The sequence below is a fragment of the Pedobacter aquatilis genome, from assembly GCF_032678425.1.
Lineage (GTDB): Bacteria > Bacteroidota > Bacteroidia > Sphingobacteriales > Sphingobacteriaceae > Pedobacter > Pedobacter aquatilis_B.
This window is the reverse complement of the sequence record NZ_JAVTSG010000001.1, coordinates 140,726-155,458: the sequence shown is the minus strand read 5'-3', so window position 1 is coordinate 155,458 and position 14,733 is coordinate 140,726. Positions and strand designations below refer to the sequence as shown.

12 protein-coding genes are annotated in these 14,733 nt (G+C 37.0%); all 12 read right to left on the bottom strand.

Annotated elements, in window-relative coordinates:
• Window positions 1–55 precede the first annotated feature (55 nt).
• The 12 genes from R2Q16_RS00615 to R2Q16_RS00560 all read right to left on the bottom strand — a co-directional run bounded on the left by R2Q16_RS00615 (window position 56) and on the right by R2Q16_RS00560 (window position 14,653).
• The gene (locus tag R2Q16_RS00615) at window positions 56–925 is read right to left on the bottom strand and encodes a sugar phosphate isomerase/epimerase (RefSeq protein ID WP_316734521.1); all 870 of its coding nucleotides are present in this window, start codon (window positions 923–925) and stop codon (window positions 56–58) included.
• A 12-nt stretch (window positions 926–937) separates the two neighbouring features.
• The gene (locus R2Q16_RS00610) at window positions 938–1,810 is read right to left on the bottom strand and encodes a sugar phosphate isomerase/epimerase (RefSeq protein WP_316734520.1); all 873 of its coding nucleotides are present in this window, start codon (window positions 1,808–1,810) and stop codon (window positions 938–940) included.
• 80 nt (window positions 1,811–1,890) lie between these two features.
• Window positions 1,891–3,129, bottom strand: coding sequence for a nucleoside permease (locus tag R2Q16_RS00605; RefSeq protein WP_316734519.1), 1,239 nt, complete (start codon window positions 3,127–3,129; stop codon window positions 1,891–1,893).
• 108 nt (window positions 3,130–3,237) lie between these two features.
• Window positions 3,238–3,918, bottom strand: coding sequence for a DUF1080 domain-containing protein (locus R2Q16_RS00600; RefSeq protein WP_316734518.1), 681 nt, complete (start codon window positions 3,916–3,918; stop codon window positions 3,238–3,240).
• Window positions 3,919–4,001: 83 nt separating this feature from the next.
• Entirely contained in the window at window positions 4,002–5,459 is a 1,458-nt protein-coding gene (locus tag R2Q16_RS00595) for a Gfo/Idh/MocA family oxidoreductase (RefSeq protein WP_316734517.1), read from the bottom strand.
• 25 nt (window positions 5,460–5,484) lie between these two features.
• Entirely contained in the window at window positions 5,485–5,868 is a 384-nt protein-coding gene (locus tag R2Q16_RS00590) for a c-type cytochrome (protein ID WP_290241179.1), read from the bottom strand.
• Between the two features lie 34 nt (window positions 5,869–5,902).
• A complete protein-coding gene (locus R2Q16_RS00585) occupies window positions 5,903–6,955 on the bottom strand; it encodes a sugar phosphate isomerase/epimerase (protein WP_316734516.1) in 1,053 nt (350 codons plus the stop codon).
• 6 nt (window positions 6,956–6,961) lie between these two features.
• Window positions 6,962–8,119, bottom strand: coding sequence for a Gfo/Idh/MocA family oxidoreductase (locus R2Q16_RS00580; RefSeq protein WP_316734515.1), 1,158 nt, complete (start codon window positions 8,117–8,119; stop codon window positions 6,962–6,964).
• 81 nt (window positions 8,120–8,200) lie between these two features.
• A complete protein-coding gene (locus R2Q16_RS00575; RefSeq protein WP_316734514.1) occupies window positions 8,201–9,901 on the bottom strand; it encodes a GMC family oxidoreductase in 1,701 nt (566 codons plus the stop codon).
• Window positions 9,902–9,925: 24 nt separating this feature from the next.
• Window positions 9,926–10,510 (bottom strand): gluconate 2-dehydrogenase subunit 3 family protein, encoded by a 585-nt coding sequence (locus R2Q16_RS00570; RefSeq protein WP_316734513.1) that lies wholly within the window; start codon window positions 10,508–10,510, stop codon window positions 9,926–9,928.
• A 254-nt stretch (window positions 10,511–10,764) separates the two neighbouring features.
• Entirely contained in the window at window positions 10,765–11,670 is a 906-nt protein-coding gene (locus R2Q16_RS00565) for a sugar phosphate isomerase/epimerase (RefSeq protein WP_316734512.1), read from the bottom strand.
• Between the two features lie 52 nt (window positions 11,671–11,722).
• Window positions 11,723–14,653 carry a TonB-dependent receptor gene (locus R2Q16_RS00560; protein WP_316734511.1) on the bottom strand — a complete coding sequence of 977 codons (2,931 nt, stop codon included), beginning with the start codon at window positions 14,651–14,653 and terminating at the stop codon, window positions 11,723–11,725.
• Window positions 14,654–14,733 lie beyond the last annotated feature (80 nt).

Below are 14,733 nucleotides of genomic sequence, written 5' to 3'. Positions count from 1 at the left end.
TAGGCCAAAGATCTCTCCACTACGCTGCGCTTCGGTCGAGATGACGGCACTCTTTTTATACCAAATTAGCTTTGATGTAATCGCAACTTGTTTTTATCGAGCCGATTGGATCTGGAACATAATTGTTTTCGTGTTCTACGAAGAAATTTGTCATCCCTGATAATTTAGCCTGAGCAAAAATCGATTTAAAATCAATTGAGCCTTTTCCAACTTCTGTATTCAGTTCTGGCTTAGCCTTATCCATATCTTTTACATGCCACATCGGGAAACGACCTGGATATTTTTTGAAAAAAGCTAAAGGATCATTTCCTGAACGAACCACCCAGTATAAATCCAATTCAAAATTGACCAGATTTTTATCCGTTTCTGTTAAATAAATATCATAACCTGTAGTGTTCTCGAATTTTTTAAATTCGAAATCGTGATTATGGTATGCAAATTTTAAACCCGATGCCTTTGCAATTTCCGCAACTTTATTAAAACCCTCGGCAGTTTTTTTGAAACCATCTGCACCTTTACTTACATCTACATGAGCACCAGCGATGGTAAAATATTTTCCTCCAATGGCTGCAGCAGATTCAATATCGGCTTTTAATTTATCCGTGCTTCCGGTTTTCATAAAATCATCCATTCCATAATGGCCGCTTGGCGCTTTTAATCCATTATCTTTTAACAATTTTAAAAACTCCTTAGGCGTTAAACCCCAAAACTTTCCATTAGAAAAACCATAAGTTTCAACTTCTTTGTAACCCGCTTGCGCTACTTTTTCGATTACGCCTTTTACATCAGTTGGAATTTCCTTTCTTAATGTATACAATTGCAAACCAACATTTTTGGTAGCTTTATCAAATGCTAAAGAGGGTAGGATTAAAGCTGCACCGGCAGCTAAACCTGCTTGTTTTATAAATGTCCTTCTCGAATTCATTTTGGCGCTTTATTAGATTATTTCCTTTTTGATGTAATTACAGCTTGCTGTGATAGAACCCATTGGATTTGGCTTGTAATTGGTTTCATGCTCCACAAAAAAGTGCTTCATGCCAGACAATTTAGCTTCGGCAAAAATTGCTTTGAAATCAATTGAACCTGTTCCGACCTCGGCATTTAGTGCTGGGTTAGTTTTGTCCATATCTTTTACGTGCCACATTGGGAAACGACCAGGGTTTGCAGTAAACAATTTTTTAGGGTCGTTACCAGAACGTACTGCCCAGTATAAATCTAATTCAAAGTCTACTAAATCCTTGTCAGTATTAGTTAATAAAATGTCGTAACCAGTTGTATCACCTTGCTTCTCAAATTCAAAATCGTGGTTATGGTAAGCCAATTTAATGCCTTCTGCTTTACACATTTTACCTGCTTCGTTAATTTTTAAAGCTAAATTTTTATAGTCTTCAGCATTTTTTCTGATAGATGGTTCTAACCAAGGAATAGTTACGTAGCCCATGCCAAGTGCTTTCGCAGCAACAATTGCTGCTTTTAACTCTTCAGTTTTACCATCGGTTAAATAAGAACCTAAACCAAAGTGACCACTCACAGCTTTTAAACCATTGTCATCTAAAATTTTCTTTAAATCGGCAGGTGTTAATCCCCAAAACTGATCCTTAATCGAAAAACCGTAAGTTTCTACCTCAGTAAAGCCAGCTTTTGCTACTTTTTCTAAAGTTCCTTTTACATCTTTCGGAAGTTCATCTCTAAGTGTATATAATTGTAAACCGACATTCTTTTTATCTGCCATGCAGGCAAAAGATGGAACTAATAAAGCCGCTGCGGCAGCCAAACTACTGTTGATTATAAAACTTCTTCTTGATATCATATTTTGAGTTTTAATCGAAAAGTAAAGCTATTGCCTTACTTTTCGATGTATTTATAAAGGGCTAAAATGCCATCAATTTATTAATGAGATGCAGCTGCTACTTCTGCTTTAGATTTATCGTTAAATACTAGTGCGAAAAGTACGAAAACTACAGCAGCTATACCTGCCGGAATTATCCAAACCATTTTCCAGTCCATAATACCTTCTGCAGATTTATAAGCATCAGAAATTTTACCTGCAACAGCAAATCCGATAAGCATACCCACACCGTAAGTTGCAAGCGTGATAATTCCTTGTGCAGCACTCTTAACCTTATCTCCAGCTTTAGAGTTTGTGTAAATCTGTCCGGATACGAAGAAGAAGTCGTAACAAACACCGTGTAATGCAATTCCAATTATTAACATGAAGCTTAAATCGCCGGCATTACCATAAGCAAATAAAATGTAACGAACCGCCCAAGCTAACATACCTACTAATATTGTTTTCTTGAATCCATATTTAGAAAAGAATACTGGGATGGCTAGTAAAAATAACGCTTCTGAAACCTGGCCTATCGCCATTTTACCTGTTGGATTAGCCACTTTGATATCCGCAAGGAATAAACCTGCGTTCTGGTAATAGAAAGCTAGAGGAATACAGATTAGGATTGAAGAGATAAAAAAGACAGTAAAGTTTTTATCCTTTAATAATTTCAATGCATCTAAACCTAAAATGTCTCTAACCTTTACAGCGCCTTCAGAAACTTTAGGAGGTGTTGCTGGCAAGGTAAAGCTAAATACACCTAAAACTAATGAAGCAATTCCGGCCATTAAAAAGGTATTTCTTAATAAGCCCGATTGGATACCTTCTGGAGAATCCCAATGAAAAATAAAACTGATTAATAAACCTGCAATAATCCACCCAATAGTACCAAATACCCTAATATTAGCAAATTCTTTTTCAGGGTCTTTCATTTGATTAAAAGAAACAGAATTTACCAATGCTAATGTTGGCATAAACAAAATCATGTATCCTAAAACGTATGGATAAAATACGCTTACATCGGTTGCATTATACATTTGATACATTAAAATTGCTCCAACTATATGCAAAACGCCTAAAATTCTCTCGGCATTAAAATATCTATCAGCAATTAAACCAATTATAAAAGGGGCAATAATTGCACCCCAGGATTGAGTAGAAAATACGGCTCCGGTTTCTGCTCCGGAAGCTTTTAGGTTATTGCCTAGGAATGTTCCTAAGGTAACAAACCATGCGCCCCAGATAAAGAATTCGAGGAACATCATGAAAGAGAGTTTGAAGCGAATTGTGCTGTTCATTAGTTTATTTGGTTTTATGTAAAATGTAAGATGGATGAGGTATAATGGATATGATGTAAGAGGGTTGTAATTCACATTATACATTTTCCCTCTTACGTCATCCGTATTTTATAGTTCTTTAATTAAGATGTTTTTGTACCATACTTCATCGCCATGATCTTGCAAGGCAATTTTTCCGGTTTTGAAAGTTCCCCAATCTTTCCAGGTTGCAAATTTGCTTCCGGCAATTAGGTTTTTCCAATTCTCATCCCAAAGGGTAGTTTTAACAACTTCAACACCATTTAAAATTAAGGTAAGTGTTCCTTTTTTGCTGATGATTTCTGCTTTATTCCACTCGCCAACAGGTTTTACAGGCTCTGATGAGCTTTTTACTAAATCGTAAAGGTCGCCTGCACGGTGCTTCGTAATTTTTCCATCCGGATGCCCGTCGTTATCCAAAACTTGCATTTCCAAACCCGTTGAGTAAGTTGCTCCATACTGTGGTGCTTCATGCACGTAGAAAATTAATCCGCTGTTGGCTTTTGGAGCAACTTTCCAATCATATTTCAAGTGGAAATCACCAAATTCTTTATCGGTAACCAAATCGCCACCGCCATCTTTGCCTTTCGCAGCGAGGTCGAAGTGTAATGCACCATCCTGTACTTGCCAGGCACTACCAACTGTAGGTTTGTTGTATGTGTGCCATCCTTTGGTGGTTTTACCATCAAATAATGGCTTAAATCCTTTTTGGGCATTTGATATTTGAGTAACTGCTAGTAAAATACAAGCAGATAGGAAGATTTTTTTCATGTTTTTTAAATGTTGTTAACAAAATACGAAGCAATCTATTCAGAAAGATTGCTTCGTACCTCGCAATGACGGTTTAATGGAATTTACAGTGTTAATTCATTCCAACCTTTACGGTATTCGCGTTTAACGAATTGGTTTGCTTCATCAAAATTGGTAATCTTCATATTGTCGTTATCCCAAAGCATTTTCATGTATCTGCCAGGATAAGTCACTTTTCCGTTAACTGTTTTTTGAATGTCGAAACTTCTAATTGCAAGATTAGCCATTAAAAGTGCTTCAGTAAGCGGACCAGCAATTTCGAAAGGAGAACTTACTTCTTGTTTGCCATAACCAGCAATAGCAGCTTCAACCCATTGAGCATAGTGTCCATTTGCAGCATCTTTTACACGTGCATATTTTTCTGGAACTTTAATGTCTTTATTTCTACTAAGTGGTAATAATTTTGGATTAGCACTGTAGGTTTCGGCCATCATTTTACCTTTTGTTCCGATAAATAAAGTTCCGTTACCGCCATCGCCAAAAGTTTCGTTAGCCTCTAACTCAGCCGGACGCTCTGGTTGAATACCGCCATCCATCCAGTGTAAAGTAACATCACCTTTGGTTTTATTGGTTTTAGGGAATTTTAAAGTAACGTGACTAGAAGGAGGGCAGCTTTCTGGGAAATAACCGCGTTTAAATTCATCAACGTAAACAGAGCCAACGCTTGCTTCAACTTCTTTAGCATATTTTAAATTTAAAACGCTGAAAGGCGCTTCAATTAAGTGGCAACCCATATCGCCTAATGCTCCGGTTCCATAATCCCACCATCCACGCCAGTTGAAAGGCACTAGTTTATCTACATAGTCTTTGTCTGGAGCGGTTCCTAACCACAAATTCCAGTCTAGTTCTTTAGGAATTTCAGCTTTCTTATCAGGCCAAGGAATACCTTGAGGCCATACGGGGCGGTTAGTCCAGGCGTAAACTGTGTGAACATCGCCGATTAAACCAGCTTCGTACCACTCTTTCATTTGGCGAGGACCATCATTTGATGCACCTTGATTACCCATTTGCGTTACAACCTTATATTTTTTAGCAGCAGCTGTTAAAATACGGGCTTCGTGAATATCGTGAGTTAATGGTTTTTGAACATACACGTGCTTACCCAATTGCATAGCTGCAAGTGCTTGAATAGCATGACTATGATCTGGAGTTGAAACAGAAACTGCATCGAAATTTTTATGCTCTTTATCAAGCATCTCGCGATAATCTCTATAATATTTAGCTTTTGGAAATGCTTTAACACTTGCTGCGGCACGTCTGTCATCAACATCGCATAAGAATGCAATATCGGCTTTGCCGCTTTTAGCAAACATGGCAATATCGCTCTGGCCTTTACCACCGGCACCAATTCCGGCAACAAGTAATCTATCACTTGGTGCTAAAAAGCCTTTTCCGCCCAAAACATGGCGAGGGACAATCATAAATGCAGCCGCCGCAATGGCGCTGGTTTTAATAAAATCACGGCGGTTACTCGTGTTCTTATTTTCTTGCTCTGTTTTCATTATTTAGTAGGGTTTGTTGGTTATTTTATTTTTTTCTTAACGATAAAATATATTTTGCCATCAATTTAGCATCTTCTTTCTTTAAAGTTGCGTGTGCTGTCATTGGCATAGTTCCCCAAACGCCAGTTCCGCCTTTAATAATTTTATCAGCTAAATAATTTACATTTTTCTCAGTGTTTGCATATTTTTTTGCAACCTCAACATACGCCGGACCAATGATTTTATTGGTTTTATTGTGGCAACCTAAACAGTCTGATTTGTTAATCAGTTTTTCTCCTGCTGACACCTGAAAAAATGCATTGTTTGCCGCTACAACAGTTGCAACAGCTTTCTCCTTCTCTAAATCTGCCTTTGAAAAGGATGCCATAAAAATAACTACGGCTCCTAAAATTAAAATTGTTTTTTTCATGTTATTGTTATTTGTGTGTTTTGCTAGTTTACTATTATAAACCTAAAATTCTTTTATTAAATGCAGCATCGCTACCAGATGCGGCAAAATCGTCAAAAGCTTTATCAGTTACGTTTATAATATGTTTTTTAATAAATTCTGCACCTTCTCTCGCACCATCTTCCTGGTTTTTTATGCAGCATTCCCATTCCATAACGGCCCAACCTTTAAAATCATATTGAGCCAATTTACTAAAAATCGTTTTAAAATCAACTTGCCCATCGCCAGGAGAACGATATCTACCTGCACGATTTGCCCAACTTTGGTAACCTCCAAAAGTTCCTTGTTTTCCTGTCGGATTAAACTCAGCATCTTTTACGTGGAAGGCTTTAATTCTTTCGTGGTAAAAATCGATATACTGAATATAATCTAACTGCTGAAGCACGAAGTGTGATGGGTCATACAATAAGCATGCCCTTGGGTGATTATTTACCGCTGCCAAGAACATTTCATAGGTTTCACCATCAAATAAATCTTCGCCTGGATGGATTTCATAACAAACATCTACGCCACAGTTATCAAATTCATTTAGGATTGGAGTCCATCTTTTAGCTAATTCTGCAAAACCTTCTTCAACCAAACCAGCGGGGCGCTGAGGCCATGGATGAAAATATTGCCACAATAATGAACCACTGAAAGTTGCATGAGCATTTAAACCTAAGTTCTGAGAAGCTTTTGCTGCATATTTCATTTGTTGTACTGCCCATTCGGTTCTGGCTTTCGGGTTTTTGTGAACTTCTTTTGGTGCAAATGCATCAAACAAATCATCGTAAGCCGGGTGAACAGCAACCAACTGACCTTGCAAATGCGTAGAAAGTTCGGTAATTTCTAAACCGTATGAGGCAATTTTACCCTTCAATTCATCAGCATAGGTTTTACTTTCAGCAGCTTTTTGTAAGTCGATAAATCTGCTATCAAGAGTTGGCATTTGAATGCCTTTAAAGCCTAACCCTTTTGCCCATTCGCAAATTCCATCTAATGAATTAAATGGTGCTTCATCACTAATAAATTGGGCTAAGAATACTGCTGGTCCTTTTATCGTTGTCATTATTGATTAAATTTTATAGTCCCACCATTTTTGGTCAGAGTTACTTGAATTTACTGCGTTTTCTATAAATGCCATTCCACGGATACCATCTTCTGTACCAGGGAAATCAAGCATTTCTTCGGTAGGCGTTTGCTTATTTAATTTAGCATCAACAGTTAATGCAAAGTTTTTATAAATATTTGCAAATGCTTCTAAATATCCTTCGGGATGCCCGCCTGGTGTTCGTGTATTGTGCTTAGCAAAGCTGCCCATATAACCATTTCCGGTGCGATAGATTTGTGCCGGAGCATCAAGCCATTTAACAATTAAAGTATTTGGCTCCATTTGATGCCATTCCATCCCGCCTTTTTCACCGTAAACTTTAATTTTAAGTGCATTTTCTTCGCCAGCAGCAACTTGCGATGCGACAAGAACGCCATTAGCACCATTATCAAATTTTAATAATACGTTACCGTCATCGTCAATCGCTCTACCCGGAACTACAATATTTAAATCAGCACAAATTTTTGTGATTTTTAAGCCTGAAATATATTCTGCAAGCTGTGCAGCGTGGGTGCCAATATCGCCCATACTACCGCTTTTACCTGTTTTAGATGGGTCAGTTCTCCAGGCTGCCTGAGCATTTCCTTCGCGTTCTGATAGCTTGCTTAACCAACCTTGAGGGTACTCCACAATGATTTTACGAATAGCGCCTAAAGCACCTTCCTTAACCATTTGCTTTGCTTGTTTAACCATCGGATATCCTGAATAGGTGTGCGTTAAACATAATGTTAACCCGGTTTCTTTAACCTTTGCTTGCAGCTGTTTTGCTTCTTCTAAAGTTAAAGTAATAGGTTTTTCGATTACTACATTAAATCCAAGCTCCAAAGCCTTCATCGCCGGAGCAAAATGGGCGAAGTTTGGTGTTACTATGGTTACAAAATCAATCCTTTCATCAGCAGGTAATTCGCTTTCCTTTTGCAACATTTCTTCATAAGTTTTATAAATTCTGTTGTCTGGTAGAAATAACAATTTACCTGATTCATATCCAACTTCTGGATTTACACTTAAAGCACCCGCAGATAATTCGATTAAACCATCCATGTTTGCTGCAAGGCGATGTACAGCACCGATAAAGGCGTCTTTGCCGCCACCTATCATGCCCATTCTTAGTTTTCTTTGCATAACGATTTTAGGATATATGGTAAAAGGTTTAAGGCGATAGGATATACCTTGCGCCTTAAACCTTTCAGCTTTTACCTATATTTAAATATTATTTTTCTTTAATTCTTTTACTGCATAATCGGCAGCACGTGCGGTTAAAGCCATAAATGTTAGCGATGGGTTTTGACATGCGATAGAAGGCATACAAGCACCATCAGTTACAAATACATTATTTACTTCATGCATTTGGTTCCATTTATTTAGAACAGATGTTTTTGGATCACTGCCCATTCTGGCCGTACCCATTTCGTGGATAGCCATGCCTGGATAGCAGCCCGCATCGTAGGTTTTGATGTTTTTCATGCCTGCTTTTTCTAACATTTCAGCAGCATCATTCATCATATCTACACGCATTTTTTTCTCGTTCTCTTTGTATTCGCAATCGATAGCTAATACAGGCTGACCCCATTTATCTTTTTTGTTATGGTCAATGTAAACTTTGTTTTCGTAGTATGGTAACATTTCTCCGAAACCACCTAAACCCATTGTCCATTTACCTGGTTTAGTCATTTTTTCTTTTAAACCAGAACCGAAAGATAACTCGGCAACATCACTTTGCCAGTTTGATCTGTTTGCACTGCCTTGATAACCGAAACCACGTAAATAATCACGTTTGTCGTTACCTATATTTTGATATCTTGGAATGTATATTCCATTAGCACGACGGCCATAAGTGTATTTATCATCAAAACCTTCAGCCTCACCAGAAGCACCACAACGGAAATGGTGATCCATCAAGTTGTGACCTAGCTGGCCACTTCCATTACCCAAACCATTTGGATGTGCATCAGAAGTTGAGTTTAACAAAATAAAAGTAGAACCTAACGTAGAACCATTAACGAAAACGATTTTAGCATAAAATTCCATTGTTTTGTTGGTTTCAGCATCGATTACCATTACACCTTTTGCTTTTTTAGTATCCTTATCATAAATAATATGATTTACGATAGAATATGGCCTAACTGTAAGGCGTTTTGTTGCCATCGCAGCTGGTAGTGTAGATGATTGTGTACTGAAATATGCACCAAATGGACAACCGCGACTACATAAATTTCTGTATTGGCAGTTTCCACGTCCTTTATGAGGTACAGTTAAATTGGCAACTCGGCCAATCATCATGATACGCTCTCTTTTGTAATATTCTTCGATGCGGCTTTTTACCGATTTTTCTACGATGTTTAAATCCATTGGCGGTAAAAACTCACCATCCGGACAAGTTGGCCAGTTTTCTTTCGAACCACTGATGCCAGCAAAACGTTCTGCGTAATCATACCAAGGAGAAAGTTCTGCATAACGTACAGGCCAATCGCTCCCGTGTCCGTCTTTTTTGTTATCCTCAAAATTATGGTCACTCAAACGGTAACTTTGACGGCCCCACATTAGCGATTTACCACCAACGTGAAAACCACGGTACCAATCGAAACGTTTATCTTCAGTGTAAGGACATTCTAAATCGTTTACCCACCACTTTTCATTCGCTTCCTGATATGGGTAATCTCTTTTCTGAACTGGGTGGGTACGCTTTTGCTCTTCGGTTAGTTTGCCTGCATGTTTAAACTCCCAAGGACTTTTCATTGCGGTTTCATAGCCAGTAATGTGCTCAATGTTCATTCCTCTTTCGAGCATTAAAACACGTAAACCTTTTTCAGTAAGTTCTTTTGCAGCCCAACCGCCACTAATCCCCGATCCTATAACAATAGCATCGTAAGTATTTTCAGCTTTTAAATTTGTATTTAAATTCATGATGTTTTGTTGTTGTTTTAGAAATTAGGTTGCCCAAGATCTTTGTCCTGGTTTTAATTTTGCGTTGCCGTCGTATCTTCCAGGTACAAGAACATACTCACGAGCTTTTGTGCAACCAATTTCCGAAGAATAGTAGCCTAATAAAGTTAAGTCTCTTGCGGTAATGAAGAAATAAACCAAATCTTTGTTTTCTTCAGATTTAGTTTCGTTTTGCGCCAATGACATCGCTCTTAAATCAATCATCAACTTAGTTCTTTCCGGGACCGTTAGTGCAACATAACTCTTTTTGAAATCGCTAAGCGATTTAGCCTGAAGTTCACGAAATCCTTTAGCAAAAGAATTTTGCATTTCTTTAGGATAGCAATCCTGCATCATCATTGGGATAAATTTGCCTAAACCGGCAGCTTTTGCACCGGCAGATGATTTAGTTGTTGGTACAATAATATCAGCAAATTCAGCAAAGATTTTCTCATCCTGTGGAGAGAACGATACAAAATTCTTTTCGTTTTCCGGGAGCGTGAAACCTTCGAATAAAACGCCCATCGTACTTGCCGAGATGGCTCCTCCCAACAAGAAAGCTACGTTTTTTAGTGCTTCTCTTCTATGCATTGTTATAGTATTTTATATATTTTGGTTGTAATATATTGATTTAGTAATATTAGAAAAATATGCCGGAAATATTAAATCGACTGTGTATAATTAACACTATGCAATGCTATTGTTACTGCGTGGAATCGTTCTAAATAATATGCTATCGACCTCATTTTACTTTATTCTAAATCGATTTTGTTGAGCTGTACTAAATTCAAAATTGGTTCGATTTTTACTAATAAGTTTTGTGTTTACTTATGAATATTATAAACTTAAATTAAATTGTTTTTTATATAATTGTAGCTCTCAGTTATGCTTGTATAAACATCTTTTTTAACCAAATCTTGCTCCGCGAAAATGTAATCTAATCCGGCAGTTTTAGATGCAGCGAAAATGCTTTTAAAATCGATTTGTCCTGAACCAACTTCGGCAAAAACACTCTTATCGGTTTTATCCATATCCTTAACATGGAACATTTTATATCTACCCGGATTTTTCTTAAACATTTCCACAGGATTTAAGCCTGCATTTACTGCCCAGAAAATATCCAACTCGAAGCCTACCAATTTAGCATCCGTTTCGTTTAATAAAATGTCAAATCCGGTTTTACCATTACCTTGGTCTTTATATTCAAAATTATGATTGTGATAAGCTAATTTTAAACCTGATTTTTTACAAAGTTCTGCTGCTTGATTAAATAGAGCAGCCATTTTCTTGTAATCATCTAAGGTGCCGTTAGTTCTGATATCTGTTGGTAAAGCCGGAATTACAAAATATTTCTGCCCAACTGTTGCTGCAGTTTCAATGTGCGATTTTAAAACAGTATCACCTTTTCCTGATAAGAAATCAGTTGTGTTGTAATGACCACTTGGTGAAGTTAAATTATTGTTTTTTAACAAGGTAACAAAATCTTTTGCCTCTAATCCCCAAAATCCTTTTACCTCATATTTACCTGGATAGCCGTAATAGGTTTCTACTTGGTTGTAACCAATGCTTGCAACTTTTTGGATGGTTGCATTTACATCCGCCGCCAGTTGGTCTCTTAATGTGAAAAGGCCAATTCCGATTTTAGAAATTTTGGCCGGATTTGCTAAGGCTGATGATATAAATGATGGTGAAAGGTACGCAGCAGCTGCTGCTAATCCTGCTTTTTGTAAAAATTCTCTTCTGTTAGTCATGATGTTTTTTGTTTAAATGAAAAAGCCGGAACATTTGCTCCGGCTTTATTTGTTAAAATGAATAAGCTAATGAACCCCAGAAAGTACGTTGTAATAATGTTCTTCCAATTAAAAGTGAGCCTGGTACTACTTGAGAGAAATCTCTAAATTGGTCACCACGAACATCACCCTCGGTTAAAACTTTTGCATCTAACAAGTTGTCTGCCCAAAATCTTATTGCTATTTTCTTAGTGAAATTATAACCAGCTCCTGCTTTCATCACCACATATGATGGTAATTCATAACTCTCACTTGGAGAAGTAAATCTGCTACCAACATAATTTGCTGCAACATATAAGTTGAAGTTTTTATACTCATAATTTGCACCTAATTCTGTATTTAGAACTGGCACACGTTCTGTTCTATTACCTGTAAAGCTATAAACTCGGTTTCCAAATTCTGCTGCAACTGCTGCGTTTCCACTTGTGTTCGCTTCGTAATCTGTATATTTCGAATCTTGTAAAGTTCCTGTAAAACGTAAACTTAATGGCTTAGCAATTTTGTACGATACTTCATATTCAGCACTCCATGTACGGGTAGAACCAAAAGCAATTAATGCTTGCTGACCAGCAGCAACTGTTGGTACATTGATAGTTAATGACACATTTTTAATTGCAGAATAACTACCCGATGCAAAAACTGCTAAATTATTTTTAGCATATTTAAAACCAACTTCTCCTAAATAAACAGGACGTTTTTTAATGTTTGCCGCGTTATACGCTGATGCATTATAATCGCCAATATTTGGTGCATTGTATGCTTTCGTTGCACGAGCAAACATACTTGCTGTTGAATTGATTTTGTAATTTGCTCCAACAGATGCTGACCAATTGGTTAAGGTTTCATTATAACCTGTGTAACCTAAAATGTTTGGACTTGCGCCTGCAGAAATGTTAACTGTACCGTTTGCATTTAATGCATAGTATGGTCTATCACCTTTAACATTTTGATTATCGATTCTCGCTCCAATATCTAAACGCCATTTCTCGTTGATTTTTATCTCATCACCAGCATAAAGTGATAATGTTCTGGTATCTCCAATAAATGTGTTTTTGTTTTGGATAGTTCTTTCCAGTGCTGTTGGTGATTGTAAAATAATACTTGGATGCTCTTTAAATTCTGTGAAAGAACGGAAGCCAAAACGTAAATCATCGCGATTATATTGGTGTATACCTGCACCAATATTTAGACTATGATTTTTAATCGTTTTTCTTAAATCTAAATAGTTTACAATCTGTACATCACTATTAATTTGTCCTTGTGCGTTTGAAGTTACAACGTAATCTCCTGCTGCAAATGGCGCAACTGCTCCACCTGGATAGTAATATGGCGTTGTAGCAGTTCTTGCATTAATTCCTGCTGGTGCAGTGTAGGTACTATTTGTGTGTGTATTTTGGTAACGAAAATTGTTTACGATTTGCCATCCGCCATCTGTTAAATAATTAAACTGAAATCCTGCAGAACCTAATTTTGTATGGATACCATCAGTTAAACTAAAATTATGAAGTCCTGTAGACGGATCGTTGTAGCTCCATTCAGTTTGGCGAGGCAAGATAGACTGCTCAGCCATATTATAATCACGATAAGTTGTTGGTTTACCTGTACCATCATAAGGATAGTAACTGGTTAGTAAGAACTGAACTTTATCATTTAAATATTTACCATAAACTCTGATAAAACCTTTGTTATTTTTGAAGCTGAAAGTCATGTTACCTTTAATCTGACCACCTTGGTTAGCCGGATTAAAACCTTGATCTACAACTCCATTATCTGTTCTGTAAAAACCACCAATGTTGTATTTGATGTTGTCATTTATTTTTCCACCAGTGTTTCCATCAAAACGATATAAACCCTGAGAGAAACCAGTAGTAAATTTGAACTGGCCATATTGTTTATCTGCACCAGCATAGCTGATGTTATTTACAACAGCACCTGGAGTATTCGCTTGTACAATTGCAGCGTTACCACCTCTAATCGCTTCGATGTTTTGAATGGTTAAATCTGTTTTATAATACTGATCTACCGATGGGTTTGTGTTAAAACCTGTAGGTAATAACGGTAAACCATCTTCTTGGATACCTAAGAAAATATAACCACCTTGTTGAGGAAACCCACGTACCCAAACGTTACCCGGGCCATCACCACCTGTACTTTCTACCGTTAAGCCCGGTATAGCTTTTAACAAATCTGTACTGTTTAATGGTGCTCTGTTCGTTATATCTTTATTACTTACTGATGTTAAGGCAACACTACTTTCCAATTTTTTCTTTGGATTTCCGCCTGTTACCACAACACTTTCTAACTGCAAGTTATCTTCTGCTAAGCTAATGCTAATGTTTTCATCAGCGTTTCCTGGAGATAACATTACCTCTTTAGAAATGTAACCTACATATCTAACCACTAATACGCGGCTATCAACGGTTAAGCTTTTTAATGAGAAATTACCATTTTCATCGGTAGTTGTACCTGTAGTTTTGCCTTTCACAGTTACCGATACACCCGGAAGCGGATTGCCTTTACTATCGGTTACTTTACCAGTTACTGTACCATCGAATGCTTTCAAAATTTCTAAATTGTTATTAGCGGGAATAGAATAGAGCAAAATTTGATCTTTAACTATCCTATATCCCACGTCATAACGTTTTAGCGAATTCTCAAGAAAGTACTTAAGTTTTTGATTAACAACATTGATTGAAATTTTTCTATCAGAATTGATAAGCTGTGGGCTATAAACAAACTTCACATTTGCTAACGATTCTGTTTTTTCAATAATGGTTTTTATATCTGTTTTATCAGCTTTAATTGAAATTGATTTATTAAGAAAGGCCTGAGCATCTGCGTTTTTAGCAAGTGCTGCACAAGAAAAAATTGTAATTGCAAGTATTTGGTAAATCGAAACTCTCATTGCATATATAGCCAGCGAAATAAGTTGATTTTTTTTCATAAATTTGGTTATTGTTCATTAAATGATTGGATTTATTGGACATGGAAATACCATGAATACATTCAGATGTATTTAACTCG

Excerpts from the sequence above, each read along its gene's own strand:
- R2Q16_RS00615 (WP_316734521.1), bottom strand. The coding sequence starts at position 925 with ATGAATTCGAGAAGGACATTTATAAAACAAGCAGGTTTAGCTGCCGGT.
- R2Q16_RS00580 (WP_316734515.1), bottom strand. The coding sequence starts at position 8,119 with ATGCAAAGAAAACTAAGAATGGGCATGATAGGTGGCGGCAAAGACGCC.
- R2Q16_RS00585 (WP_316734516.1), bottom strand. The coding sequence starts at position 6,955 with ATGACAACGATAAAAGGACCAGCAGTATTCTTAGCCCAATTTATTAGT.
- R2Q16_RS00595 (WP_316734517.1), bottom strand. The coding sequence starts at position 5,459 with ATGAAAACAGAGCAAGAAAATAAGAACACGAGTAACCGCCGTGATTTT.
- R2Q16_RS00605 (WP_316734519.1), bottom strand. The coding sequence starts at position 3,129 with ATGAACAGCACAATTCGCTTCAAACTCTCTTTCATGATGTTCCTCGAA.
- R2Q16_RS00600 (WP_316734518.1), bottom strand. The coding sequence starts at position 3,918 with ATGAAAAAAATCTTCCTATCTGCTTGTATTTTACTAGCAGTTACTCAA.
- R2Q16_RS00590 (WP_290241179.1), bottom strand. The coding sequence starts at position 5,868 with ATGAAAAAAACAATTTTAATTTTAGGAGCCGTAGTTATTTTTATGGCA.
- R2Q16_RS00565 (WP_316734512.1), bottom strand. The coding sequence starts at position 11,670 with ATGACTAACAGAAGAGAATTTTTACAAAAAGCAGGATTAGCAGCAGCT.
- R2Q16_RS00610 (WP_316734520.1), bottom strand. The coding sequence starts at position 1,810 with ATGATATCAAGAAGAAGTTTTATAATCAACAGTAGTTTGGCTGCCGCA.
- R2Q16_RS00560 (WP_316734511.1), bottom strand. The coding sequence starts at position 14,653 with ATGAAAAAAAATCAACTTATTTCGCTGGCTATATATGCAATGAGAGTT.
- R2Q16_RS00570 (WP_316734513.1), bottom strand. The coding sequence starts at position 10,510 with ATGCATAGAAGAGAAGCACTAAAAAACGTAGCTTTCTTGTTGGGAGGA.
- R2Q16_RS00575 (WP_316734514.1), bottom strand. The coding sequence starts at position 9,901 with ATGAATTTAAATACAAATTTAAAAGCTGAAAATACTTACGATGCTATT.